Source organism: Thalassobaculum sp. (genome assembly GCF_040219215.1).
Classification (GTDB): Bacteria; Pseudomonadota; Alphaproteobacteria; order Thalassobaculales; family Thalassobaculaceae; genus Thalassobaculum_A.
In genome coordinates this window covers 206,706-228,173 of record NZ_JAVJSX010000001.1, presented here as the reverse complement: position 1 = coordinate 228,173, position 21,468 = coordinate 206,706, and the positions used below count along the sequence as shown (strand labels likewise).

Genomic DNA, 21,468 nt, shown 5'->3' with positions numbered 1-21,468 from the left:
CCTTCGCGGCGTCAGACGCCAGAGATCGCCTCACTTGATCCGTTCCGCAACCCACATGACAGCGGTATTGTGCAAGTACACTGGTGCCGTCCGGGCATCAACAGCCTAACCGTCACCCCCGGCATAGATCCACATCGCCTGACAGTCGCCGGCCTTGGTGAAGCCGCAGCGCTGATAGAACCCGACCGCGTGGGGGTCGGAGATCAGGGCGTGCTGGTGGAAACCAGCGTAGCGCTCCTGGAGGCGGGCAATGATCGCCCGTCCCACCCCTTTGCCGTGCCAGTCCGGGTGCACCAGCAGATGCGGGTAGTAGACGACCAGCGCACCGTCGGACAGCGCGTTGCCGAGCCCGATCAGCGTGTCGCCGGCCCAGGCGGTCACCACGCTGTCGCTGTTACCGAGCGCGGTCATCAGCAGGTCCGGCTTGGCGGCCGACGACCAGCGGTTGGCCTGATACAGGCCGACCACGTCGGCGCGGGCCAGATCCTTGCCTTCTCGCAGCGTATAGCCGTGCATCGCCGCCGCCGTCACGCCGGGATCGGGCAGCCGATGAACGCCGCGATCAGCTTGATCTGCTCGTCCAGCATCGGCCTGCCGTAGTGGACGGCGTGGCCCCGGTCCTTGGCCGCCTTCAGCAGGCCGGTCTCCTCCGGGATCATGATGATCTCGCTGACCACGGTCGCCGCGTCCAGCCGGTCCACGTCGACCGGCAATGGGTCACCGTCATGCAGGCCGAGCGAGGTGGTGTTGATCACCAGATCGTATCCGGCCGGATCAGCATCGGCCGGGACGCCCCGGACGACACACCCTGGAAACAGCTGGTGCACCCGGCCTGCCAGCTCATCGGCCTTGGCGACCGTGCGGTTGGCGATGCTGAGGCTGGCGGCACCGGCTTCCGCCACCGCGAAGGCGATCGCCATGCCGGCACCGCCGGCACCGAGCTGCAACACGTCCTTGCCGGCGAAGTCGAAGCCGCCGCCTTTCACCCCGGCGACATAACCCTGTCCGTCGAAATTATCCCCGATCATCCGGCGGTCGTCGTCGAACAGCACTGCGTTTGCGGCTCCGACCCGTTGCGCACCGGCGCCGAGTTCGTCGCACATCTCGGCAATCGCCACCTTGTGCGGGACGGTCACGGTCAGACCGCGCAGGCTGCGGTTTGCCTTCATCCCGGCGACCGCCGACGGCAGGTCGTCGGGACGGACGTGGAACGGCACCATCACGGCATCGATGCCGTGCTTCTCGAACTGCGGATTGAACACCGTCGGTGCCCGCACATGGTCGATCGGATGCGCCAGGATGCCATAGACCGTGGTCTTGCCGGTGATGTTCAGGGTTGGCATGCGCCTCGCTTCCAGTAGACAGTCGGCCCGGCCTCTGTGCTTGGAACGTCCAAGTGTCGGAGGGATCGGGCCGATGCATTGGTCAAAGAGTATGGCGGCTGAGATTACTCAGCGGCCATTCCAGATCAGAACTTCACCTGATCGCCGCCCTTGAGGTCCAGCATCTCGCGGGCCTCTGTGGGGGTCGCGACCTCCAGGCTCATGTCCTCGATGATCCGGCGGATCTTGGAGACCTGCTCGGCGTTGCTCTGGGCGAGCTTGCCCTTGCCGATGAACAGGCTGTCCTCCAGCCCGACCCGCACGTTGCCGCCGTTCAGGGCGGCCATGGTCGTGAAGCCCATCTGGTGGCGGCCGGCGGCCAGAACACTCCACCGGTACTGGTCGCCGAACAGCTTGTCGGCAATCCGCTTCATGTGCATCAGGTTCTCGGTGTCGGCGCCGATGCCGCCGAGGATGCCGAAGATGGTCTGGACGAACAGCGGCGGCTTCACCAAGCCGCGCTCCAGGAAGTGCGCCAAGTTGTACAGGTGGCCGACGTCGTAGCACTCATACTCAAAGCGCACGCCGTGACCTTCTCCTAATTCCTTAAGAACGTACTCGATATCCTTGAAGGTGTTTCGAAAAATGAAATCACGGGAATTCTCCAGAAACTGGGCTTCCCAGGGATGCTGGAATTCCTTCACCTTGTCGAGAATCGGGTACAGGCCGAAATTCATCGACCCCATGTTCAGCGAGGTCATCTCCGGGCTGGCCACATAGGCGGCTGCAAGCCGCTCGTCCAGGGTCATGCCGTGGCCGCCGCCGGTAGTGATGTTCACCACCGCGTCGGTGTTCTGCTTGATGCGCGGCAGGAACTCCATGAACACCTTCGGATCGGCCGTCGGGCTGCCGTCGGACGGGTTGCGGGCGTGCAGGTGTAGGATGGACGCGCCGGCTTCGGCCGCCGCGATCGACTGTTGGGCGATCTCGTCCGGCGTCAGCGGCAGGTGCGGGCTCATGGTCGGGGTGTGGATCGAGCCGGTTACGGCGCAGGTGATGATGACCTTGTTCTGGGGGGCCGCCATGGCTCGTCTCCTCGGGGCGTATTGCTTGGGATGGTCTTTTGACGGCGAGAGCCTAGCCGGATCGGGGCTCAATTGAAAAGGTGCGACGGAACTCCGTGGAGCGGACGTTGAAGTAAATGAGGTCGGGCGATCCCGGCCGCTCCCGCCCCCCAACGGAGAACCAGACGATGACCCGCAGCAAACTCACGATCGCCGCCGTGCTGGCCCTCGCCACGGCCGGTGCCGGCACCGCCGCCCTCGCCTATGGCGGCGGCAAGCACAGTGCGCGAGCCGACGCGCACTTCGCCGAAATGGACGCCGACAAGGACGGCAAGGTCAGCGCCGCCGAGATGCGCGCCTACCGCGATGCCCGCTTCGCCAAGGCCGACGCCAATGGCGACGGCAAGCTGAGCGTCGAGGAGCTGGATGAGGCCCGCAAGGCCCAGCGGATCGAGCGCCTCCAGAAGATGGTGCTCTGGCTCGACAGCGATGGCGACGGCGTGCTCTCTGTCGAGGAGTTCGATCCCCGCAAGGGCGCCATGCTGGCGCGCATGGATGCCGATGGTGACGGCGCCCTGACCATGGAGGAGATGCGTGACGCCAAGCAGCGTCGTCATCATCGCAGCGGCGGCAAGCACCACGGCGGGCACCACCACGCTCAGCCGGGACAGCCGGGCGCGAAGAACTGACCATCCGGCGACGACTCGGTGACGGGAATGCCGGAGGATGATCCCGATGCGGATCTCATGCCTCGAATTGCCGAAGGCGATCCCGTCGCCTATCGCGCCCTGGTGGACCGGCACACCGACCGGCTGCTCGCCTTCGCCGAGCGGCTGGTCGGCGACCGGGCCAGTGCCGAGGATGTCGTCCAGGACGCCTACCTGGCGGTCTGGCGCACCGCAGCGCGCTGGACCCCGGCGGCCAAGGTATCGACCTGGATGTATCGGATCGCACGCAACGCCGCCCTCGACCGGTTGCGACGCCGGCGACCGACCGTCGACCCGGAGACCGTAGTCCTGGTGGATACCGCCGACCAAGCCGACCGCCAGATCTCCGCCCGCCAGACCTCGGCGGCGGTGCGCGAGGCACTCGACACCTTGCCCGAGCGGCAGCGGACGGCGATCGTGCTGGTGCATTATGAACAACGGTCCGGCGCCGAGGCGGCGGACGTTCTGGGCGTCTCGGTAGAGGCGCTTGAATCACTCCTGGCCCGCGGACGGCGGGCCTTGCGTGCGGCACTCGAAGGCCAGCGCGCCGACCTGATCGGAGGTGAGCCATGACAGTAGTGACGGCGGATCGGGTACGTGCCCTGCTCGCGGCCTATGGCGCCAATCCGGACCGATGGCCGTCGACCGAGCGCGATGATGCCCTTCGTATGGTTGCCTCGGACCCGGATCTGGCCGCCGAAGCTGCCAATGCGGCGGCGTTCGACAATCTGCTGGATACCCTCCCGACCCCAATCCCAAACCCGGCGCTTCGGGTCGCGCTCAAGAACATTCCAGAGCGTGCCGGCGTGGGCTGGGCTGATCGGCTGGCAGGGTTGTGGCCGTTCTTCGGCGCACCGTGGCGGCCGGCGGCCGGACTGGTCGCTGCCGCAGTGATCGGGATCGTTGTCGGTGTCACCACTTCCGACGTCTCGGTGGCCGACGCCTCTGGCCTTTACGCCGACTACGACCCGGTCGCCGATGCCGCAGCCATGGCGTCGGGTGCCGGCTTCGTGGAGTTCCTGCCATGACGAGCCGTCTGCGCCTGGTATCGATTGCGTTGTTCGCGTCGCTGGTCGTGAACCTGTTCCTGGGTGGCTTGATGGTCGGACGCTGGCTCGATCCGCACCGTCCGCATCACCGGATGGAACGGACGACGGCGGAAGGTGCGGCTCCCGGCTGGATGCACCGCGCGCTCGGACCCGAAGGCGCCCCGGCTCTGGAACGCGCTTGGCAAGAGCATGCCAAGGAAATCAAGCCGCTGCGCGATGACATGCGCCGCTCGCGCGAGGCGGTGACCGCCGCGCTGGAAGCCGAACCATTCGACCGACAGGCCTACACAAATGCCCTGGCTGTAATGCGCACGGAGATGAGCGAATTCTATACCGCGATCAATGCGGTGATGGTCGATGTGGTCAGCCAACTCACCCCGGAGCAGCGGCGAGCCGTGGTGGAACGCAGTCGGGAATGGGAACGGCGAAAAGCCGGTCGCAACTAGGCTGCTCTTCGATCGAAGGGCGCCGCAGGAGGAAAGGCAGATGTTCAGGTGCTCAGGGTTGTTGATCAGGGGGCTCGCCATGCTGGCGTTGGGACTGCCCCTCTTCATCGCCCAGGCCGGGACGGCGAAGGCCGACCACCGGCACCGCGGCGGTGACCGCCACGATCATTGGCGCCACCACGGCGGGTGGGACCACGGCTGGCATGGTCATCACCGTCACCGACGGCACCATCATCGCCACCGCGGCAGCAGCATCTCAGGCCTGTTTATCTGGGACATGACACCGCCACCACCGCCGCCAAGATACGTTGTGGTAGAGCCCCCTCCGCCGGTCATCATCCAGCGGCCGCCGATGTACCTGCAGGCGCCACCTCAGGCGTACTGCCGCGAGTACACCACCACCGCCTATGTGAACGGCCGCCCGGTCGAGAGCTACGGCACCGCCTGCCGGCAGCCGGACGGCAGTTGGCGGATCGTCAGCATGAATTGACGAACTCAGGCCGCCGAGGCTGCCGCCAGCGCCTGCTCGATATCCTCCAGCAGGTCATCGGGGGCCTCCAGGCCGATCGACAGGCGCACCACACCTTCGGTGACACCGATGTCCAGGCGCTCGGCCTCGGTCAGGCGGGAATGAGTCGTGGTCGACGGATGGCAGACCAGCGACTTGGCGTCGCCGAGGTTGTTCGAGATGTCGATCAACGACAGGGCATCGAGAAACTTGAACGCCGCCGCCTTGCCACCCGGCAGTTCAATCGTCACCAGGCTGCCGAACCCGGACATCTGCCGCTTGGCCAGTTCGTGCTGTGGATGGCTTGCCATTCCGGGGTATCGCACCTGCTTGATGTCGGAACGCGCCTCGAACCAGCCGGCGATCCGTGCCGCGTTCGTGGTCTGCCTCTCGACCCGCAGATCCAGGGTCTCCAGGGCCTTAGCCATGACCCAAGCGTTGAACGGGCTCATCGACGGGCCGGTGTTCCGATAGAACGGCTGGAACACGTCGTCGATGAAGTCCTTGGCGCCCAGCACGGCACCGCCCAGGCAACGCCCCTGCCCGTCGATGTGCTTGGTCGCGGAATAGACGACGACGTCGGCGCCGAGTTCCAACGGGCGCTGGAACAGCGGAGTAGCGAACACATTGTCGATCACCAGCCGGGCACCGGCCCGGTGCGACAACTCGGTGACCGCTGCGATGTCGACGATGTCGAGCATCGGGTTGGACGGACTCTCCAGGAAGGTGACGGTGGTCGGCCGCGACAATGCCTTCTCCCAGGCGTCGAGATCGGTGCCCTTGACGAACTCGACCTCCACGCCCCAGCGCGGCAGCAGCTTGGCTATAATGTAATGGCACGACCCGAACAGTTCTCGCGCCGCCACCACCCGATCGCCCGCCTTGACCTGACACAACAGGGCAGCGAACACCGCCGCCATGCCCGTTGCGGTCGCCCGGCAGGCCGCCGCGCCTTCCAGCGCCGCCAGCCGATCCTCGAACGTTGCGACCGTCGGGTTGCCGTTGCGGGAGTCGATGAAGACGTCGACGTCGCCGTTGAACGCCGCCTCGGCCTGGGCCGCATCGTCGTAGACGAAGCCGGAGTTCAGGAACAGCGCTTCACTGGTCTCGCGAAACTGCGAACGGCGCAGGCCGCCGCGCACCAGCTTGGTCGCGGGACGCCAGTCGGATTGATCGGTCATCGGGATTCCGCCTTCGGAGCTTCGAGGTAATCGGGCAACACCACCGCCTGACCGACGACCATGCCGTCGGGGCCGAGCGTCATCACCGGACCGCCCCACAGCCGATAGCCCTCCTGCAGCGCACCGCTGACCCGCAGGCAGAACTCCGCGGTGTCGGGGCCGGTGAGCAGCCGGTAGGCTTTGCGAGGCGTGTCAGTCATCGGCAGGGTCCGTTGGATGTCGCCGCAGTGGAGCTGCACGGCAGGCGACATCCATTAAAACAGATCCCGTCCGCTATAAAGAACTTTCGACAGGACCCGCCGGAGCCCTTCAGAGGCCGCTGGCGATCGCCGCTTCACGGATCTGGGTCAGGGACCGAACCGGGGTAAGGGCTTCCGGATCGACCCTGATCTCGATCAGCGCCGGCCGGCCGGATGCCTTTGCGCGCTCGAACGCACCGGCGAAGTCCTCCGTGCGGGTCACCACCTCTCCATGGGCCCCGTAAGCCACGGCCAGGGCCGCAAAGTCCGGGTTGCGCAGCTCGGTGGCACTGATGCGGTTCGGATACTCCCGCTCCTGGTGCATACGAATCGTGCCGAACATGCCGTTGTTCACCACGAGAAAAATGGTGTTGACCCCGTACTGGACCGCAGTCGCCAGTTCCTGGCCGTGCATCATGTAGCAGCCGTCGCCGGACACGGAGACGACCGTGCGATCCGGATGCACAAGCTTGGCCGCCACTCCAGCCGGCACGCCATACCCCATCGACCCGCAGGTCGGCGCCAGGCACGTCCGAAATCCTTTGTAGCGGTAGTAGCGATGGACCCAGGTCGCGTAATTGCCGGCACCGTTGGCCACGATCGCATCGTCCGGCAACTGTCGGTCGAGCCAGCCGACCACGTCGGCCATCTGCACCGATCCGGGTGTCGGCAGCGGCTTCAGCAGCGCCTCGTAATCTGCCCGCGCCACCGGCGTCTCCGACGCCCAGGCCGATGAGTCCACCGGTTGCATCTCCGCCACCGCCGCCAGGAAGGCGCGCTGGCTGGCGTGGATCGGCAGGTCGGTCTGGTAGACCCGTCCCAACTCGTCCGCACCGGCGTGGACATGCACCAGCCCCTGGCGTGGGCGCGGGATCTCCAGCAACGAGTAGCCACTGGTGGTCATCTCGCCAAGCCGGGCACCCACGACGATCAGCAGGTCGCTGTCGCGCACCCGGGCGCCGAGCTTGGGGTCGATGCCGATCCCGACATGGCCGACATAATTCGGATGCCGGTTGTCGAGATAATCCTGGCAGCGGAACGACGCTCCGACCGACAGCTTGTTGGCCTCGGCAAAACGGGCCAGGGACGCCGATGTGTCTGCATCCCAGCCTCCGCCGCCGACAATCACCAGCGGCTTCTTAGCAGCAGCAAGCATCTCTCGGAACCGGGCCAGATCGGCCGGACCCGGGTGCGGTTCGCTGCGCTTGTAGGGATCGAAATCCGATACCGGTGCCCGCTCGACGAGCATGTCCTCCGGCAGCGCTAGCACGACTGGTCCGGGCCGGCCGGACACGGCGGTGTGGAACGCCCGGCTGATGTATTCCGGGATGCGTGCCGGATCGTCGATCTGCGCCACCCACTTGGCCATCTGGCCGAACATCCGGCGGTAGTCGATCTCCTGAAACGCCTCGCGGTCCACCATCTCGCGGCCGACCTGGCCGACCAGCAGGATCATCGGCGTGGAATCCTGGAACGCGATGTGCACGCCGGCGCTCGCGTTGGTGGCGCCGGGACCGCGGGTCACCATGCAGATCCCGGGCTTGCCGGTCAGCTTGCCGTACGCCTCCGCCATCATCGCGGCGCCGCCTTCCTGGCGGCACACCACGGTGCGGATTTCCGGCGCGTCTACCAGCCCGTCCAGCACGGCGAGGTAGCTTTCGCCCGGAACGGCGAACGCCAGATCGACGCCATGCGCCCTCAGGCAGTCCACCAGAATATGGCCGCCGATGCGGCCGGTGTTGGTTCGGTCAGTGCTCGATGGGTTCGTCGACATAGCCTGTATACCGTTGGGATTTGGGCTTCTCGTGATCGTCGGGATTGACGTACTGGATGGAGGATTTGCCGCGGAGTTCGGCGGGAAGGACCATTACACGGACGAATTTGGTGCACTCAAGCTCGCTGGCTTGGGCGAAGACGGGATCGGGACCTGGCTCGAACCAAGCCTGACCAGGCAGATAATGGGTCGACCCAGCGGGCGTGTCGATGCGGATCTGCCCCTGGCGCAGGCACCGGATGCCCGGCCCCTGGTGAGTGTGTGTGAGTGCAGCGCCTCCGATCGGGAATTTGACACTGTCGCAGCGCATGATCCACTCCGCAGCCGGATCGGGACCATCAAGCGGCGCCGTCAAATTCTCGGTCGAAGTCACTCCCTCCCCGCTTGCCAGAACCGGTTCTGAATCTTCCGGTGCCAGTTCCCACCGCCACACCACCGCGCCATCCGGTCCGGCGGCAATGGCGACGGCATCCGAGCCATACCATGCGCTGTCTTCGGCGAATGCCACACCGTCGCCGGTCTCGAAACTGCCGCGGTGACAGAACAGCACCCGGTTCAGAGCGGGCAGCGGCTCAGCAAAGCGTGCCCCCGGCTCCAGGCGATCTACCATCTGCCGAAGCAGATAACCGGTAGCGGACATATCAACACCTCCCGTTTCTTCTTTCTCGCTTATGCGATCAGGCTCTGTGGCCTGTCAGGTAACGGCCGCCTCCTCGCGGCGCAGGACGCTGCCGCGCTCGATCACATAGGTCTGGTCAAGCAGGCCGTGCAAATGGGTGTCGTTGGATTCGGCGATCAGAACCGACATCCCCTGGCCCTTTAGGTTCGAGAGGACATCGACGATCCGCCGAGCCAGGATCGGGGCAATCCCCTCGGTCGGTTCGTCCAGCAGGAGCAAGCGTCGACCGACCATCAGCGCCCGGGCCAAGGCCACCAGTTTCTGCTGTCCACCGGACAGGCTCATCGACGGCCGGCTGCGGAACTCCTCGACTTCAGGCATCAGATCGTAGATCCACCGGAGCCTGTCCTGCGGCTGTTCGATCCCGGTCGACCATACCGGCAGCATCACGTTCTCTTCGACGGTCAGCGCCGGAACCAGCTTGCGATCTTCCGGCATGTAGCCGATCCCGATCCTGGCCCGCTCGAAACCATTCATCGCCAGGAGATCGTCGTCGTCGAACCGGATGACCCCGGCATGGGCCTTCAACAGTCCCATCACGCCGCGCATCAGGGTGGTCTTGCCTGCGCCGTTCCGGCCAATCAGCCCGCACATCGCGCCGCTCGGTACCGCCAACTCGACCCCGCGCAGGATCGGGACCGGCCCGATCGAAACCTCAAGTCCTTCAACCGCGAGCATCGGGCGCCTCCTGCAGTGCACCGCCCTTGAGGAGCGTTTGATTGTGCAGATCCTCGCCGATCACGAATTCCTTCACCTTGGGATCGGCCAGAGCGACCAACGGCGGTGCGTCACAGATGATCTCACCCTGATAGAACGCCACGACCCGGCTGACGTATCGGCTGACGATCTCCATGTCGTGCTCGACGAACAGGACCGTGACACCGTCCTCCTTCAGCGCGCTCATCACGACGTCCATGAGCACGAACTTCTCATCGCTGGAGATCCCGCTGGTCGGTTCGTCCAGCAACAGGACCTTTGGCGCCGCCACCATCGCCATCGCGATGTCCAGCAGCTTGCGAACGCCCTGTGGCAGGGTTCCGGCGCTCTGATTGCGATAATCGGCGATCCCGTAGCGGGCCAGCAGCGCGTCGGCCTTGTCCGCCAGGTCCGGGCGGCGCAGTAACCGCAGGGCGGCCAGCCCCTTCGCCTCGGCGATGCCGAGGGCGATCATGAGATTGTCAAACACGCTGGCCGACCCGAATATCTGGGCGACCTGGAATGAGCGACAGATGCCGAGGCGGGTGATTTCGCGCGGTGTCCGGCCGACGATGTCGTGGCCCTCATAGAGGATCCGCCCGGACGTCGGCTTCAGCCACCCGGTGACCATGTTCACGAACGTGGTCTTTCCGGCACCGTTGGCCCCAATGATTCCAACGATCTCGTGCGGAGAAACGGCAATGTCGACGTCACGTGCCGCCGTCACCGCGCCGAAGCTCTTGTTCAGCCCGCGAGCTTCCAGAAGTGCCGACATCACTCGACCTCCCGGCGGCGCAACCGCGCCAACAGCGACCACACTCCGCCCGGCAGGAAGAAGATGATGCTCAGCAACGTTACCCCGACAATCAGCTGCCAGGCGTGCGGCAGCCATTCAAAGGCGTATGTCCGGATCAACTCGTAGATCATCGAGCCTATGAACGGGGCCGCGACGCTGCCCGGGCCCGACAGGATGGTGACGAACACCAACTCGCCGGACACCGTCCAGTTCACCATGGAATCCGGATCAACCTGACCGAGGGCGATGGCCAGCATCCCGCCGCCAAGTCCGGCCAACGCCGCCGACATCACGTACTTGCCGTGGATCGCCTGGGCGACAGAGTATCCGAGGTATTCAACCCGGATTTCGTTGTCGCGGATTGCGGTGGTCAATCGGCCCAGCGTTGACTGCAGGTAGCGATGAACCAGCACAGCCACGGCCCAGCACAGCCCGCACAACACCACGAAGATCGTCCGCAACGTGGTGCCGGCATCATCCGGTGCAAAGCCCAGAAACGTCGGGGTCCGCACGTTGAAGCCATCGGTTGATCCCAGGGCCTCGGTCTTCACCAGAATGCCGTAGAGCACCATGGAGAACGCCAGGCTCAACATCGCGAAAAAGATCTCGCGATACCGCCGTACGATGAAGCCCAGCATCAGCCCGACTGCCGCCGCCACCAGCGTGGCGGCCGGCAGGGTGATCAGCACCTCGGAAATCCCGTCGTCCTTGCCAAGCAGCGCGACGGTGTAGGCACCCAGTCCGAAGTACAGGGCATGCCCGAACGACACGAGGCCGGTCCGCCAGAGCACCATCAACCCGACGACCGCCAGGGCGCGGGCGAACGCAATAACGGTCAGGTTCATCAACCAGTCCGGCAGCAGCCAGAGACCCAGAACCGCGACCGCTGCGAAGCCGATCGTGACACCCGGGATTGTCCAGTCGCGCGTGGTCTCCATCCCGCTCCCTCAGATCTTGCGCGCGCTGGCCGGCGCGAACAGGCCTTCCGGCCGAAACACCAGAACCACGGCCATTACGCCGTAGACGACGAACAACTCGACTTCCGGCAGCTTGTGGACCGCAATCGCCCGGGCGATTCCGACAACGAGAGCACCGATCGCGGCGCCCGGGATGCTGCCCATGCCGCCGATCACGACGACCGCGAACGACAGAACGATCACCTCGACCCCGAAGCCCGGCGCCACCGACACCATCGGCGCCACGTAGGCCCCGCCGAGCGCGCCCAACACGGCCCCCAGCATGAAGGTGAGAACGTAGACTTTGGTGACGTCGATACCCATCGCGATCGACAGCTCGCGATCGTGGATCACCGCCGCCAGCAGTTTGCCCCAACGGGTCCGGGTGAGCCCGATCCACAGTACGATGCCGACCACCGCCGCCAGACCGATCAGGGTGAGCGAGTACACGTCGCGCAGGATGCCGCCGAGTTCGGCCGAACCGAGATAGGCCATCGGCTGGTAGGCGAAGTACGGGTCGACGCCAAACACCAGGAGGATCACGTCCTCCAGGATCAGGAAGGTCGCGAAGGTTGCCAGCACGACGATGACTTCATCGCGCGCATACATGAACTGGATCAGGCCACGTTCAAGCACGAATCCCAGAATGCAGCCAACCACCAGGGCCGCAGCCGCGATCATCAGGAAGGTGCCGGCATCGCCGAACCCGGCTTCCGACCAAACCCCGATCAGGTAGGCCGACGTGTAGGCCCCCCACGCGTACAGGCTGCCGTGGGCCACGTTCAGGATCTTCATAACCCCGAAGATGATCGTCAGCCCGACCGAGACCAGGAACAGGTAAGAGGAGAACACCAGCCCGTCCAATAGGATGGTGACGGCCGTTTCCATGGACAACGCTCCTGGAGGGTCGAACCGAGGATGCAGAGTGACCGGCGGGCGTCGGAACCGGCCGACGCCCGCCGTGCCCGATCAGCACTTGGCGCCGGGCATGCCCTTCTCGATCCACTCGACGCTGGTCACGCCGTCAGGCGGCATGATGCATTCGGCGGGGTAGAACTTGACGTCCGTCACACCCGGCTCGGCCGCATCGGCATTCCACTTGGTGATGCCGTAGACGTTCTCGGTCAAGGCCTGATGGCCGCCGGCGAGCGCCATCTTGACGTTCGTCGAGAAGCTCTCGAACTCGAGGCCCTTGAACGAAGCGATCACCTGCTCCTTGCTCGGGAAGCCACCCGCCGCCGCCGCTGCCTTGTCGTAGGCGATCTTGGTCGCCAGGACCGCCTGGCCATACTGGTAGGCGGGGCCGGACGGGTAGGTGCCGTAGCGGTCGAAGTAGGTCTTGATGAACCAGTCGTTCAACGCCGTCTTCCGGTCGCGCACCAGAATCCCGTACGGTCCACGGGCGCCGAGGATCAGACCGTCGGGCATCTTCTTGCCGAGGCGATAGGCCGCCGTGCCGCCAACCGTGAAGATGACCTTCTTCTTTTCGAACAGACCGCGCGGTGCGGCCTGGAAGATGAAGCCTTCGAGGTCACCGTCCCAGAACGACGAATGGACCAGTTCGGCATCGTCAAGCGACAGCGCCGAGATCTCGGATCCGTACTGGCCGGCGAAGATCTTCGGGAACTGCACCTTGTCGGACTGCTTTGCCGCCGGCATCAGGACCTTCATCGCCAGTTCGAAGTCGCGCCAACTGTCCTGCCCCCAGGCGTAGTTCTGATTGATACCGGTGTAGGTCTTGACGCCCGGGAACATGTCCTTGACGTAGTGCGCCGCGGCGACGTTATCGGCGGTCGCGTGGCTCATGGTACGGAAGATGTACTCGCGAGCACCGTCCTCGAACACCCGTGGTGTACCGCAGACGGCGAACACGGTCAGGGTCTTCAGTTCCTCGACCACTGGCGCAAGTGCGGCACAAGACCCCGACGAGATGTAACCGATGACGGCGTCCACCTCGCGTTTCTGCACCAGGTTCCGATACTCGGCGACCTGCTTGGTGTTGCCGCCGCTCTCGTCGATGTAATCGGCCACCACCGAGGCACCGGCGAAGCCCTTGCTGTCGTAGGGTGCCGGGAGCTTTCCCGCGTTGATCGCGTCGATCACCATCTCGGCGCCGTTGCGCGCCGGAACGCCGAACGGTCCCGCTGCCGGACCGGACAAGAATGCCGGGACGGCAATCGTCACAGAGTCCTTCGCGACCGCAGGCACGGTCATGATCAATGAGGCCGCGACCGAAACGCCGATCGCCCCCATCAATGAATTGGTTGTCATCTCCATCCCCTTTTTCGCCGGTGCTCCAGCCACGCAATCCCAGTCCCTGTTCGCGCGGACAGTTTCGCCCGTCCGTCATGCCCGCTTGGTCGCGGGGAGCGAAATGGAACCATGTGCGCCGCCAACATGCAACGCGGGGGACCGCTTGCCAGCGCCGCGGGCGGGGGTTACTCAGTTTCCAAACTCACATGAATTAACACCAGGGAGACGCCTCATGGGTGTGCAGCAGAATTTCATCGGCGGCGAGTGGGTCGATGGCGCGACCGCGCGCGACAACATCAACCCGTCCGACCTCTCCGATATCGTCGGCACCTACGCCCAGGCCGACGCCGCCGGCGTGACCCGTGCCGTCGACGCGGCGAAGTCGGCCGCCCATGGCTGGAACCGGTCGACCCCGCAGCAGCGCTATGACGTGCTGGAGTTCGTGGGCAACGAGATCATGGCACGCCGCGACGAACTCGGCCGCCTGCTGGCCCGCGAAGAGGGCAAGACCCTGCCGGAAGGGATCGGCGAAGCGACCCGGGCCGCCCAGATTTTCAAGTTCTTTGCCGGAGAGGCGCTCCGCATCCAAGGCGAGAAAGTCCAGAGCGTGCGGCCGGGGGTCGATGTCGAGATCACCCGTGAGCCCGTCGGCATTGTCGGCATCATCACGCCGTGGAATTTTCCGATCGCCATTCCTGCGTGGAAGATTGCGCCAGCGCTTGCCTACGGCAACTGCGTCGTTTTCAAGCCGGCCGACCTGGTGCCGGGTTGCGCCTGGGCCATCGCCGAGATCCTGTCACGTTCCGGCCTGCCCAAGGGTGCATTCAACCTGGTGATGGGGCGCGGCTCCGTGGTTGGCGAAGCGATCCTCAACAACGACGCCATCGGTGCAGTGTCCTTCACGGGGTCGGTGGATACCGGAAAGCATGTCGCCGCCACCTGCACCGCCCGTTTTGCCAAGGTTCAGCTGGAAATGGGCGGCAAGAACCCGATGGTGGTTCTGGACGATGCCGACCTGGACACCGCCGTCGGTGCCGTGGTCAACGGCGCGTTCTTCTCGACCGGCCAGCGCTGCACGGCATCGTCCCGCCTGGTGGTGACCGAAGGCATCCACGACCGGTTCGTCAACGCGGTCGTGGAGAAGATCAAGACGCTGAAGGTCGACGACGCCTTAACCGCCGGCACCGACATCGGCCCGGTCGTCGACGAGTCCCAGTTGTCCCAGGACATGAAGTACCTGGAGATCGGCCAGGGCGAAGGCGCCAAGCTGGCGTTTGGCGGCGAGCGTCTCAACCGTTCGAAGGAAGGCTTCTACCTGCAGCCGGCGCTGTTCACCGAGACCACCAACGCCATGCGGATCAACCGTGAGGAGATCTTCGGTCCGGTCGCGTCGGTCATTCGCGTGAAGGACTACGACGAGGCCCTGGCGGTCGCCAACGACACCCAGTTTGGCCTGTCAGCCGGCATCTGCACCACGTCGCTGAAGCACGCAAGCCACTTCAAGCGGAACTCCGAGGCCGGAATGGTGATGGTCAACTTGCCGACCGCGGGCGTCGACTACCATGTGCCGTTTGGAGGCCGTAAGGGTTCAAGCTACGGCCCGCGCGAACAGGGCCGTTACGCCGCCGAGTTCTACACCACGGTGAAGACCGCCTACACCCTGCCCTGAGACCAGGACCGACTAGGCCGCCTCCCCGTTGTTCGACAGACCTTCGGGGAGGCGGGCATTGTCCATCTTTGCACCGGTGAAGCTCGCCCGTGCGATCGCGCAGCCAACCAGTTGGGCATAGCTCAGGTCGGCTCCGTCGAACACCGCGTCTGTCAGGTTCGCTCCGGACATGTCGACCCGGCTGAAACTAGCGCCCTCAGCGTGAACGCCCGACAGATCCGTTGGCCACTCACCCTTCTTTTCACCACTGCGCGGGTCGACCAGCGGCATCGCCACGAGCGAACTGCTCTGCAGATCGGCGTTGTCCAGGATCGCTCCCCTGAAACTCACGCCGCGAAGGTCGGAGCGGTTCAACTGGACCGACGTCAGGTTGGCGCCGCCAAACTTGGCGAACCGGAACGAACACCGCTTCAGGTTGGCGCCGGACAGGTTGGCACCCGAGAAGTCCGCCGCCGACAGATCCGCTCCCGACAGATTGACGCCGCTCAGGTCGCGCTCCGCGAAGCTGGCCGGGTTTCCCTTGCGGCCGCCGGAACTGATCCAGGCGAAGTGCTCGATGACCAGCGCCCTGACGTCGTCGTCAAGTTCGTCCATGCCCGATGCGATGACGCAGTCAGTCAGGTCGGCGCCCGACATATCGGCACCGTCAAGATGGCAGGAACGAAGGTCAGCGCCGGTCAGGTCGGTGTTGGACAGCGTCGCGTCGGCAAAGTTCACCTCCTGGAGATTGGCGCCGCGCAGGCTGGAACTGACAAACGTCGCGTGCTGAAGGTTGGCGCCCTTGAAGTTCGCCCGATCCAGCGACGCCCCGTCGAAATGCGCTCCGCGTGCCGTGGCGCCCATCAGGCTCGCCCGGGTCAGGTTGGTGCGCACTGCCTTGACGTGATCCAGATCGGCGCCGTCGAGCTTGGTCGCGATGTCGCTGCCGGCCGGAGCGCCGATCGTGGTGGCCCTGAAGTCAGCGTCGGTGATGTCAGACGATGTCAGCTTGGCCTGTTCCAGGTCGGCACCACGGAAATCAGTCTTCACCAGCTTGGCACCGCTCAGATCCGCGACCCTGAGTTGGGATCCGGCCAGAGTCGCCTCGGAGAGGTTGGCGCCGACGAACTGTGCACCACGGAAATCCGCCGCCGACATCATGGCCCGCCGCAGATCCACGCCGTTCAGTTGTGCTCCGTTGTGCCGGCCGCCGCGCATGTCGGCACGCTGACCGCCCGGGTAGTTGTTCAGGAAGTGCCCATGCTTGCGAATCAGCTCGGCCGTTTTCCAGTCAACATTGTTCGGGTCGAAACTCACTTCACCAGTCCTTCCCGGTCGATTTTCACAACCGACGATTACCTAGCATACCATACCAGATTTCAGTGCTCTTCCTCAAAGGCCGCGCCGGTAACCGACCGTGTCTCGAATACCATCTGGAATCGATCCGCCGCATATCGGACATGAGACGCCTGAACCGGCTGGCCATCGACCGTCACGTTCAACGACTCGACATAGAGAATCGGGCGCGTGCGCGGCTGCTTCAGCAGGTCCGCCTCGGCAGCGTCCGGCATCCGTGCCGTCACCTTGGTTACTGCTCGTTCGTAGTCGCCGAAGCCATGCTCTTCCATCACCTGGGTGATCGAGCCGGATCCGGTTGCGCGATAGGTTTCCTCGAATCGTGGGAACAGCTTGGCGGCGAACCAGTGCGATCCGTACGAGACCGGCCGGCCATCGACCTCGCCGACGGTCTCGAGGTGAACGACTTGCGCTCCGGCACGGATTCCCAGAACGCCTGCAATCTCGCGGTCGACCCGTTGGCGACTCAGAGAGATTGCATGACCGCCGGGTGAGCGGTTGACGCGTTTCACGTTCTCCGTGAATCGGGTCCGCCGCCCAATCAGGTACTCCAGCACGTTCTCGCGCACGAAGATCCCGCGCCCCTGCTCGACCCGGACCAGCCCGCGATCGGCCAACCCGCCGACGGCGCGGCGCACGGTGTGGCGGTTCACCCGAAACCGCTCCGACAACTCGCCCTCGGTCGGCAGCCGCGAGCCCTCGCCCCACTGCCCGGCACGAATCTCCTCGGACAGGGTCTGCTCGATCTGGCGCCAGACAGAGACGCCGGAGTCCCGATCGATCACCGTCACGGCTTGTTCCCCGTCATCAAAACTTCATTCGGACGCGCTTTACAGCGCTGGTCTTCGGCAGCATAGTGTCGAAAATTCATATGGATGTCTAGACAACATTGGAAGTCGTCCATGCCGACAAGACACACGTCTACCGCAACTCCGGAACAATCCGCCGAACGCCGGGCCCGCCAACGCTGGATGTCGATCTTGGCGAAGGCGGAGTTCGGCGATCTCGACACTCTCTGGAACAACCTGCCGTCCAAGCCGGCCTGGACCGTCGTGCGCCCATCTGAAATCGGGATGGTCATGGCCCGTGGCCGGGCCGGTGGAACCGGCCAGCGCTTCAATCTCGGCGAAGTCGCGGTCACGCGCTGCGCGGTCCAGCTGGAGTACGGCGCGGTCGGCTTCGGCTACGTGATGGGCCGAAACCGGCGCCACGCCGAGTTGGCCGCTGCGGTCGACGCCATGCTGCAGACCCCGTCCCGACGCGACGCCCTCGAGCGGGCGATCATCGCCCCGCTGACCTTGCGGCTGGACGAGAAGCGCCTGAACCGCAGCCGCAAGGCCGCTGCCACCAAGGTCGAGTTCTTCACGATGGTTCGGGGAAGCTGAGTCATGGCCGATACGATCGATCTTCGCCCCGGCTTTGCCGACCCGGTCATTGATGCACAGCACGTGTTCCGGCTGGCGCTGGATTCGATGGCGCGCCCCGGGCGCATTGCAGCGATCCCCGAAGGCCTGAACCCGCCGGCTCCGTTGAGCGTCGGCGCCGCTGCAATCTGCCTGGCCCTGGCCGATCACGACACGCCGATCTGGCTGGCTCCCGAAATCAGGACACCCGCGGCGATCGCGTTCCTGAAGTTCCACTGCGGCTGTCCGGTCGTCGACACGCCGGCCAATGCCGCGTTCGCCGTTGCTGATGGCGCCACCGTGCCGGCGCTGGACCAGTTCGCAATCGGCGATGACGCCTGGCCCGAAACCTCGACCACCGTGATCGTACAGGTTGACGATCTGGCGGCGGGGAGCGGGCTGGTTCTATCCGGTCCGGGCATCGAGACAACCCACACGCTGAACGCACATGGCCTGCGCCCTGACCTCTGGACGGAATGGCGTGCCAACCAGGGGCTGTTCCCGTGCGGCGTCGATCTCATTCTGGTCGCGGGCAATCGGATCGCCGCCCTGCCCCGCACCACCTCAGTCTCGGAGAACTGAGCCATGTATGTTGCCGTCAAAGGTGGCGACCGGGCCATCGAGAATTCCCAGAAGCTTCTGGACGAAGAGCGCCGGGGCGATCCCCGGGTGCCGGAGCTGTCGCTCGAGCAGATCCGCGAGCAGATGTCCCTGGCCGTCGACCGGGTGATGACCGAGGGCTCGCTTTACGATCCGGAGCTGGCGGCGCTTGCGATCAAGCAGGCCCGCGGTGATCTGGTCGAGGCGATCTTCCTGCTGCGCGCCTACCGCACGACCCTGCCGCGTTTCGGGGTCGGCGAGCCGATCGACACCGCCAGGATGGCAGTCCGCCGTCGCATCTCCGCCACCTACAAGGACCTGCCGGGCGGGCAGTTGCTCGGCGCCAGTTTCGACTACACCCATCGGCTTCTCGACTTCGCCCTGGCCGCAGGCGATGAGCGGCCGGTTGCCGAAATAGCGCCTGAAGGCGTGGAAGCGGGAATGCAGCATGTCGCCGACATCCTCGACCACGAGGGGCTGATCGAGCGCGAGGAGCCGGACGACGACAGTCAGCCGGTGTTCGACCTGACGCGCGAGTCGCCGCGCTATCCGGCCGACCGGGCGGCCCGGCTGCAGAACCTCGCCCGCGGCGATGAAGGTTGGCTGCTTGCGCTCGGCTATTCGACGCAGCGCGGCTACGGCAACAACCATCCGTTCGCCGGAGAGATCCGGGTCGGCGAAGTAGCGGTCGAGTTTGCGCCTGAGGAACTCGGCTTTCCGATCGAGATTGGCGAAATCACCGTCACCGAGTGCGAGATGGTCAACCAGTTCAAGGGGTCGGCCCAGGTGCCGCCGCAGTTCACCCGCGGCTACGGCCTGACCTTCGGGCACTGCGAACGCAAGGCAATGGGGATGGCACTGGTCGATCGCGCCCTTCGGGCCCGCGATTTCGGCGAGGCCACCGAAGCCCCGGCCCAGGACGAGGAGTTCGTCATGGCGCACTCCGATAACGTCGAGGCCTCGGGCTTTGTCCAGCACCTGAAGCTGCCGCATTACGTCGACTTCCAGGCCGAACTGGTCACGGTTCGGGCGCTGCGCCGTAAGGCCGAGGCGGCCCGCGCTATCGCCGACGCCGCAGAGTGAGGACCCCGATGACCAGCGTGATCCCGCACCCGAACGCAAGCGTCGCCACCTCGGCGGCGCCCGTCCGGCTCGCCGGCTACAACTTCGCCTACCTGGACGAGCAGACCAAGCGGATGATCCGCCGGGCGCTGCTGAAAGCCGTCGCCATTCCTGGGTATCAGGTGCCGTTCGGCTCCCGCGAGATGCCACTGCCGTATGGCTGGGGTACCGGCGGCATCCAGGTGACCGCCGCCGTCATCGGGCCCGACGATGTCCTGAAGGTGATCGACCAAGGGGCCGACGACACCACCAACGCGGTCAGCATCCGGCGGTTCTTCGCAAAGACCGCCGGGGTCGCCACTACCGACCGGACGGTCGACGCTACCGTCATCCAGACCCGGCACCGGATACCGGAAGTGCCGCTGACCGAAAACCAGATCCTGGTCTACCAGGTGCCGATCCCGGAGCCGCTGCGCCAGTTGGAGCCGCGCGAAGCCGAGACCCGAAAGATGCATGCCCTGGAAGAGTACGGGGTGATGCATGTCAGCCTGTACGAGGACATCGCCAAGTTCGGCCGCATCACCAGATCCTACAACTATCCGGTCCGGGTGAACGGCCGCTACGTCATGGCGCCGAGCCCGATCCCGAAGTTCGACAACCCGAAGATGGATCGGATGCCCGCTCTGCAGCTGTTCGGCGCCGGCCGCGAGAAGCGGATCTACGCCGTTCCGCCCTACACCGACGTCAAGTCGCTCGACTTCGAGGACCATCCCTTCGAGATCGAGACGTGGGAGGAGGACTGCTCGCTGTGCGGGGCGGAGGACAGCTATCTCGACGAGGTCATCGTCGATGACAAGGGAACCAAGATGTACGTCTGCTCCGACAGCGACTATTGCCGCGAACGCAGGGAAGCCGGCCACCAGGGCGATGGAGGTCCGAAATGACCGGCAGCGTTCGCGACCCGCTGCTGCAGGTCCGCGACCTGACGCACCACTACGGCCGTCAACTGGGCTGCCGAGACGTGTCGTTCGATCTGCACCCGGGCGAAGTCCTCGGAATCGTCGGTGAGTCCGGGTCAGGCAAGACCACCCTGCTGAAATGCGTGTCAGGCCAGTTGCAACCGACCGACGGATCGGTCTCCTATCGGACCCGCGATCTCGGGCCGGTCGACGTCTACGGCATGTCGGAGGCGCGGCGACGGCTGCTGATGCGCACCGACTGGGGCATCGTCTACCAGAACGCCCGCGACGGGCTGCGCATGAAGGTATCCGCCGGTGCCAACGTCGGCGAACGGCTGATGGCGATCGGCGACCGGCATTACGGTCACATTCGCTCCGAAGCCGTCGATTGGCTGGAGCGGGTCGAGATGGACATGGGCCGGATCGACGACATGCCCGGCACGTTCTCCGGCGGCATGCAGCAGCGCCTGCAGATTGCACGCAATCTCGTCACCAAGCCGCGGCTGGTGTTCATGGACGAGCCGACCAGCGGCCTTGATGTGTCGGTCCAGGCCCGGCTGCTCGACCTGATCCGCGGGCTGGTCAGGTCGCTCGGCATCGCCTGCATCGTGGTGACCCACGACCTCGGCGTGGTGCGGCTGCTGTCGCACCGGCTGATGGTGATGAAAGGCGGGCAGGTGGTTGAGCACGGCCTGACCGACCAGGTGCTGGACGACCCCCAGCACCCGTACACCCAGCTCCTTGTTTCCTCGATCCTGCCGGTGTGATGC

Annotated in this window: 26 protein-coding genes; 11 read left to right on the top strand and 15 right to left on the bottom strand. The window is 65.2% G+C overall.

Features of this window, described 5'->3' with window-relative positions; all coding sequences use genetic code 11:
- Positions 1–105: 105 nt before the first annotated feature.
- The 3 genes from RIC54_RS01215 to kce all read right to left on the bottom strand — a co-directional run bounded on the left by RIC54_RS01215 (position 106) and on the right by kce (position 2,407).
- Positions 106–531 (bottom strand): GNAT family N-acetyltransferase, encoded by a 426-nt coding sequence (locus RIC54_RS01215; protein ID WP_350097596.1) that lies wholly within the window; start codon positions 529–531, stop codon positions 106–108.
- Positions 528–1,343, bottom strand: a complete 816-nt coding sequence (locus RIC54_RS01210; protein WP_350097598.1) for a shikimate dehydrogenase family protein — start codon at positions 1,341–1,343, stop codon at positions 528–530. Before RIC54_RS01210 ends, RIC54_RS01215 begins: the two co-directional genes overlap by 4 nt.
- A gap of 125 nt (positions 1,344–1,468) precedes the next feature.
- Positions 1,469–2,407 carry a 3,5-dioxohexanoate:acetyl-CoA acetone transferase gene (gene kce, locus RIC54_RS01205; RefSeq protein ID WP_350150424.1) on the bottom strand — a complete coding sequence of 313 codons (939 nt, stop codon included), beginning with the start codon at positions 2,405–2,407 and terminating at the stop codon, positions 1,469–1,471.
- A gap of 167 nt (positions 2,408–2,574) precedes the next feature.
- Here kce and RIC54_RS01200 point away from each other — a divergent pair, with 167 nt between their 5' ends.
- From RIC54_RS01200 to RIC54_RS01185, 4 genes are read left to right on the top strand one after another with little or no spacing between them, the layout of a single operon-like run.
- A complete protein-coding gene (locus tag RIC54_RS01200; protein WP_350097600.1) occupies positions 2,575–3,075 on the top strand; it encodes an EF-hand domain-containing protein in 501 nt (166 codons plus the stop codon).
- A 27-nt stretch (positions 3,076–3,102) separates the two neighbouring features.
- A complete protein-coding gene (locus RIC54_RS01195) occupies positions 3,103–3,666 on the top strand; it encodes an RNA polymerase sigma factor (protein WP_350097602.1) in 564 nt (187 codons plus the stop codon).
- A complete protein-coding gene (locus tag RIC54_RS01190; protein WP_350097604.1) occupies positions 3,663–4,121 on the top strand; it encodes a hypothetical protein in 459 nt (152 codons plus the stop codon). Before RIC54_RS01195 ends, RIC54_RS01190 begins: the two co-directional genes overlap by 4 nt.
- Complete coding sequence (locus tag RIC54_RS01185; RefSeq protein WP_350097606.1) at positions 4,118–4,588, top strand: periplasmic heavy metal sensor; 471 nt, start codon at positions 4,118–4,120, stop codon at positions 4,586–4,588. The genes RIC54_RS01190 and RIC54_RS01185 overlap by 4 nt, the downstream gene beginning before the upstream one ends.
- 52 nt (positions 4,589–4,640) lie before the next feature.
- On the opposite strand, the gene RIC54_RS01180 is transcribed toward RIC54_RS01185, so the two are convergent.
- Positions 4,641–4,799, bottom strand: a complete 159-nt coding sequence (locus RIC54_RS01180) for a hypothetical protein (protein WP_350150422.1) — start codon at positions 4,797–4,799, stop codon at positions 4,641–4,643.
- A gap of 99 nt (positions 4,800–4,898) precedes the next feature.
- On the opposite strand from RIC54_RS01180, the gene RIC54_RS01175 reads away from it, so the two are divergent.
- The gene (locus RIC54_RS01175) at positions 4,899–5,078 is read left to right on the top strand and encodes an RT0821/Lpp0805 family surface protein (protein WP_350150420.1); all 180 of its coding nucleotides are present in this window, start codon (positions 4,899–4,901) and stop codon (positions 5,076–5,078) included.
- A gap of 5 nt (positions 5,079–5,083) precedes the next feature.
- Here the strand turns inward: RIC54_RS01175 and metZ are convergent, their stop codons facing one another.
- The 9 genes from metZ to RIC54_RS01130 form a co-directional block, all read right to left on the bottom strand.
- Positions 5,084–6,277 carry an O-succinylhomoserine sulfhydrylase gene (metZ, locus tag RIC54_RS01170; protein WP_350150418.1) on the bottom strand — a complete coding sequence of 398 codons (1,194 nt, stop codon included), beginning with the start codon at positions 6,275–6,277 and terminating at the stop codon, positions 5,084–5,086.
- Positions 6,274–6,477 (bottom strand): DUF1737 domain-containing protein, encoded by a 204-nt coding sequence (locus tag RIC54_RS01165; protein ID WP_350097612.1) that lies wholly within the window; start codon positions 6,475–6,477, stop codon positions 6,274–6,276. The genes metZ and RIC54_RS01165 overlap by 4 nt, the downstream gene beginning before the upstream one ends.
- A gap of 109 nt (positions 6,478–6,586) precedes the next feature.
- On the bottom strand, positions 6,587–8,290 hold the full coding sequence (locus RIC54_RS01160; protein ID WP_350097614.1) for a thiamine pyrophosphate-binding protein: 1,704 nt from the start codon (positions 8,288–8,290) through the stop codon (positions 6,587–6,589).
- A complete protein-coding gene (locus RIC54_RS01155; RefSeq protein WP_350097616.1) occupies positions 8,265–8,930 on the bottom strand; it encodes a hypothetical protein in 666 nt (221 codons plus the stop codon). The genes RIC54_RS01160 and RIC54_RS01155 overlap by 26 nt, the downstream gene beginning before the upstream one ends.
- Before the next feature lie 54 nt (positions 8,931–8,984).
- Positions 8,985–9,647 (bottom strand): ABC transporter ATP-binding protein, encoded by a 663-nt coding sequence (locus RIC54_RS01150; protein ID WP_350097618.1) that lies wholly within the window; start codon positions 9,645–9,647, stop codon positions 8,985–8,987.
- Positions 9,634–10,440, bottom strand: a complete 807-nt coding sequence (locus tag RIC54_RS01145; protein WP_350097620.1) for an ABC transporter ATP-binding protein — start codon at positions 10,438–10,440, stop codon at positions 9,634–9,636. Before RIC54_RS01145 ends, RIC54_RS01150 begins: the two co-directional genes overlap by 14 nt.
- Positions 10,440–11,399: a branched-chain amino acid ABC transporter permease gene (locus tag RIC54_RS01140; RefSeq protein ID WP_350097622.1), complete on the bottom strand. Its 960-nt coding sequence runs from the start codon at positions 11,397–11,399 to the stop codon at positions 10,440–10,442. The genes RIC54_RS01145 and RIC54_RS01140 overlap by 1 nt, the downstream gene beginning before the upstream one ends.
- Before the next feature lie 9 nt (positions 11,400–11,408).
- A complete protein-coding gene (locus RIC54_RS01135) occupies positions 11,409–12,305 on the bottom strand; it encodes a branched-chain amino acid ABC transporter permease (RefSeq protein ID WP_350097624.1) in 897 nt (298 codons plus the stop codon).
- A gap of 81 nt (positions 12,306–12,386) precedes the next feature.
- Positions 12,387–13,688 (bottom strand): ABC transporter substrate-binding protein, encoded by a 1,302-nt coding sequence (locus tag RIC54_RS01130; protein WP_350097626.1) that lies wholly within the window; start codon positions 13,686–13,688, stop codon positions 12,387–12,389.
- Positions 13,689–13,902: 214 nt separating this feature from the next.
- On the opposite strand from RIC54_RS01130, the gene RIC54_RS01125 reads away from it, so the two are divergent.
- Positions 13,903–15,339 carry an aldehyde dehydrogenase family protein gene (locus RIC54_RS01125; protein WP_350097628.1) on the top strand — a complete coding sequence of 479 codons (1,437 nt, stop codon included), beginning with the start codon at positions 13,903–13,905 and terminating at the stop codon, positions 15,337–15,339.
- Between the two features lie 12 nt (positions 15,340–15,351).
- Here RIC54_RS01125 and RIC54_RS01120 read toward each other — a convergent pair whose 3' ends face one another.
- Both RIC54_RS01120 and phnF read right to left on the bottom strand, forming a co-directional pair.
- Entirely contained in the window at positions 15,352–16,635 is a 1,284-nt protein-coding gene (locus tag RIC54_RS01120) for a pentapeptide repeat-containing protein (RefSeq protein ID WP_350097630.1), read from the bottom strand.
- 62 nt (positions 16,636–16,697) lie between these two features.
- Positions 16,698–17,465 carry a phosphonate metabolism transcriptional regulator PhnF gene (phnF, locus tag RIC54_RS01115; RefSeq protein ID WP_350097632.1) on the bottom strand — a complete coding sequence of 256 codons (768 nt, stop codon included), beginning with the start codon at positions 17,463–17,465 and terminating at the stop codon, positions 16,698–16,700.
- Positions 17,466–17,576: 111 nt separating this feature from the next.
- Between phnF and phnG the strand changes: the two genes are divergently transcribed.
- From phnG to phnK, 5 genes are read left to right on the top strand one after another with little or no spacing between them, the layout of a single operon-like run.
- Positions 17,577–18,059: a phosphonate C-P lyase system protein PhnG gene (gene phnG, locus RIC54_RS01110; protein ID WP_350097635.1), complete on the top strand. Its 483-nt coding sequence runs from the start codon at positions 17,577–17,579 to the stop codon at positions 18,057–18,059.
- 3 nt (positions 18,060–18,062) lie between these two features.
- Entirely contained in the window at positions 18,063–18,659 is a 597-nt protein-coding gene (phnH, locus tag RIC54_RS01105) for a phosphonate C-P lyase system protein PhnH (RefSeq protein ID WP_350097637.1), read from the top strand.
- A gap of 3 nt (positions 18,660–18,662) precedes the next feature.
- Positions 18,663–19,760, top strand: coding sequence for a carbon-phosphorus lyase complex subunit (locus RIC54_RS01100; RefSeq protein WP_350097639.1), 1,098 nt, complete (start codon positions 18,663–18,665; stop codon positions 19,758–19,760).
- Between the two features lie 8 nt (positions 19,761–19,768).
- Entirely contained in the window at positions 19,769–20,683 is a 915-nt protein-coding gene (locus tag RIC54_RS01095) for an alpha-D-ribose 1-methylphosphonate 5-phosphate C-P-lyase PhnJ (protein ID WP_350097641.1), read from the top strand.
- A complete protein-coding gene (gene phnK, locus RIC54_RS01090; protein WP_350097643.1) occupies positions 20,680–21,465 on the top strand; it encodes a phosphonate C-P lyase system protein PhnK in 786 nt (261 codons plus the stop codon). The genes RIC54_RS01095 and phnK overlap by 4 nt, the downstream gene beginning before the upstream one ends.
- Positions 21,466–21,468: the final 3 nt, after the last annotated feature.

Bases quoted from the DNA above. Each gene is read 5' to 3' on its own strand.
- phnH (WP_350097637.1), top strand. From the start codon at position 18,063: ATGGCCGATACGATCGATCTTCGCCCCGGCTTTGCCGACCCGGTCATT.
- RIC54_RS01155 (WP_350097616.1), bottom strand. From the start codon at position 8,930: ATGTCCGCTACCGGTTATCTGCTTCGGCAGATGGTAGATCGCCTGGAG.
- RIC54_RS01135 (WP_350097624.1), bottom strand. From the start codon at position 12,305: ATGGAAACGGCCGTCACCATCCTATTGGACGGGCTGGTGTTCTCCTCT.
- RIC54_RS01145 (WP_350097620.1), bottom strand. From the start codon at position 10,440: ATGTCGGCACTTCTGGAAGCTCGCGGGCTGAACAAGAGCTTCGGCGCG.
- RIC54_RS01130 (WP_350097626.1), bottom strand. From the start codon at position 13,688: ATGACAACCAATTCATTGATGGGGGCGATCGGCGTTTCGGTCGCGGCC.
- RIC54_RS01100 (WP_350097639.1), top strand. From the start codon at position 18,663: ATGTATGTTGCCGTCAAAGGTGGCGACCGGGCCATCGAGAATTCCCAG.
- RIC54_RS01140 (WP_350097622.1), bottom strand. From the start codon at position 11,399: ATGGAGACCACGCGCGACTGGACAATCCCGGGTGTCACGATCGGCTTC.
- RIC54_RS01160 (WP_350097614.1), bottom strand. From the start codon at position 8,290: ATGTCGACGAACCCATCGAGCACTGACCGAACCAACACCGGCCGCATC.
- RIC54_RS01200 (WP_350097600.1), top strand. From the start codon at position 2,575: ATGACCCGCAGCAAACTCACGATCGCCGCCGTGCTGGCCCTCGCCACG.
- RIC54_RS01180 (WP_350150422.1), bottom strand. From the start codon at position 4,799: ATGACCATGCCAGCCGTGGTCCCACCCGCCGTGGTGGCGCCAATGATC.
- RIC54_RS01165 (WP_350097612.1), bottom strand. From the start codon at position 6,477: ATGACTGACACGCCTCGCAAAGCCTACCGGCTGCTCACCGGCCCCGAC.
- RIC54_RS01185 (WP_350097606.1), top strand. From the start codon at position 4,118: ATGACGAGCCGTCTGCGCCTGGTATCGATTGCGTTGTTCGCGTCGCTG.
- phnK (WP_350097643.1), top strand. From the start codon at position 20,680: ATGACCGGCAGCGTTCGCGACCCGCTGCTGCAGGTCCGCGACCTGACG.
- kce (WP_350150424.1), bottom strand. From the start codon at position 2,407: ATGGCGGCCCCCCAGAACAAGGTCATCATCACCTGCGCCGTAACCGGC.
- metZ (WP_350150418.1), bottom strand. From the start codon at position 6,277: ATGACCGATCAATCCGACTGGCGTCCCGCGACCAAGCTGGTGCGCGGC.
- RIC54_RS01150 (WP_350097618.1), bottom strand. From the start codon at position 9,647: ATGCTCGCGGTTGAAGGACTTGAGGTTTCGATCGGGCCGGTCCCGATC.
- phnG (WP_350097635.1), top strand. From the start codon at position 17,577: ATGCCGACAAGACACACGTCTACCGCAACTCCGGAACAATCCGCCGAA.
- RIC54_RS01095 (WP_350097641.1), top strand. From the start codon at position 19,769: ATGACCAGCGTGATCCCGCACCCGAACGCAAGCGTCGCCACCTCGGCG.
- RIC54_RS01195 (WP_350097602.1), top strand. From the start codon at position 3,103: ATGCCGGAGGATGATCCCGATGCGGATCTCATGCCTCGAATTGCCGAA.
- RIC54_RS01125 (WP_350097628.1), top strand. From the start codon at position 13,903: ATGGGTGTGCAGCAGAATTTCATCGGCGGCGAGTGGGTCGATGGCGCG.
- RIC54_RS01190 (WP_350097604.1), top strand. From the start codon at position 3,663: ATGACAGTAGTGACGGCGGATCGGGTACGTGCCCTGCTCGCGGCCTAT.
- RIC54_RS01210 (WP_350097598.1), bottom strand. From the start codon at position 1,343: ATGCCAACCCTGAACATCACCGGCAAGACCACGGTCTATGGCATCCTG.